General features: G+C 68.3%; 1 protein-coding gene. It reads left to right on the top strand.

From position 1 onward, the window contains the following. Window positions 1-75 precede the first annotated feature (75 nt). Window positions 76-1644, top strand: a complete 1569-nt coding sequence (locus ABZ664_RS39355) for an IS1182 family transposase (RefSeq protein ID WP_362522387.1) — start codon at window positions 76-78, stop codon at window positions 1642-1644. Window positions 1645-1689: the final 45 nt, after the last annotated feature.

The following is a 1689-nucleotide window of genomic DNA, read 5'->3' on the forward strand; positions in this document are numbered from 1 at the left end:
CCTAGAAGGCCGATGAAGATCTTGGGTTCTGGCCCCGCCGCGTGATCGACGGGGCCAGACTCATGTCTCGTGGTGATGGGACAGTGGGCCGGGGAGACGATTGGGCCGGATGTGTGGCAGACCTGCCGGGAACTGATCCCGCCCGGGAGCGTGTTCGCGTTCTTGGCCGAGCACCGTGACCGGCTGTTTCCCGCGTCGATGTTCGCGGACATGTACCCCTCGGCCAACGGCCGCCCCAGCATGCCGCCGCAGGTCCTGGCGGCCGCGATCACGTTACAAGCCCTGCACGGCTTATCGGACTTCGATACCGTCCAGGAACTGCGCTGCGACCTGCGATGGAAGGCCGCCTGCGGGCTCGGCCTGCACGACACCGCCTTCGACCCCTCGCTCCTGGCCTACTTCCGCCGTCGGCTGGCCCGCACGACGCGCCCGCAGCGGATCTTTGACGCGGTGCGTGAGGTGGTCAAGGCCACCGGGGTGCTCACCGGACGCCACCGCCGGGCGCTGGACTCGGCCGTGCTGGACGACGCGGTCGCCACCCAAGACACCATCACCCAGTTGATCGCCGCTGTCCGCACGGTGATCCGTCACGTTCCCGGCGCCGCCCAGCTCGCCGCGCACTGCACCGCCACCGACTACACCACCACAGGTAAACCGCCGATCGCCTGGAACGACGAACACGCTCGCGCCGACCTCGTCGACGCCCTGGTGAAAGACGCGCTGTATCTGCTGAAGCACCTGCCCGCCCAAGACACAGATGACAAGGCCGCCCACGCGGTCGGGCTATTGGCCCTGGTCGCCGGACAAGACGTCGAGCCCGACGGCGACGGTCGTGACGGACGCTGGCGCATCGCCCGTGGCACCGCCGCCGACCGGGTGGTCTCCACTGTCGATCCCCAGGCCCGCCATGTTCACAAGACCCGTAGCCACCACCAAGAGGGATACAAGGCCCACCTGGCGGTCGAGCCCTCAACCGGACTGTTCACCGCCGTGGCGCTGACCCCCGGCACCGGGGCCGCTCACCACGAGTCCAGCCTCGCTCTGCCCCTGCTGACCGACGAAGAGGTCTCGGTGGACGTCTTCGCCGACAGCGCTTACTCCGCCGGGGTAACCCGCCGAGCGCTACAGCAGGCCGGTCACCGGTTGTTCGTCAAACCGCCCCCGTTGAAAAGGGCCGTTCCCGGCGGGTTCAGCCTCGATGACTTCGTCATCGACACCACCGCAGGCACGGTGATCTGCCCCGCCGGGCACCAGGTCCCGCTGGCAGCGCCGAAGGGCCGCTACCAGCAGCGCAAAGCCTTCTTCGCCGGCCAGTGCACCGGCTGCCCGCTCCGTCCAAGGTGCACCACGGCCAAATCCGGGCGGATCTTGACCATCCGGCCCCATCACGACGACCTGGCCACCGCCCGCCGGCAAGCCGCCACCGACCCCGACTGGCAGGCCGCCTACCGCCGCTGGCGACCCCCTGTCGAACGCGCCGTCGCCTGGCTCGTCCATCGAGGCAACCGGCGACTGCGCTACATCGGGACCATAAAGAACAACGCCTGGCTTCACACCCGCGCCGCTGCAATCAACCTACGCACCCTCGTCCGCCTTGGACTCCACCACGACAGCGTCACCTGGCGAATCACGGCCATGCCCTGAAAGGCGGCATCGCCTGATAGACCAAGATCTTCATCGGCCTTCTAG

The organism is Streptosporangium sp. NPDC006930, assembly GCF_040635605.1.
Lineage (GTDB): Bacteria > Actinomycetota > Actinomycetes > Streptosporangiales > Streptosporangiaceae > Streptosporangium.

Excerpts from the sequence above, each read along its gene's own strand:
- ABZ664_RS39355 (WP_362522387.1), top strand. The coding sequence starts at position 76 with ATGGGACAGTGGGCCGGGGAGACGATTGGGCCGGATGTGTGGCAGACC.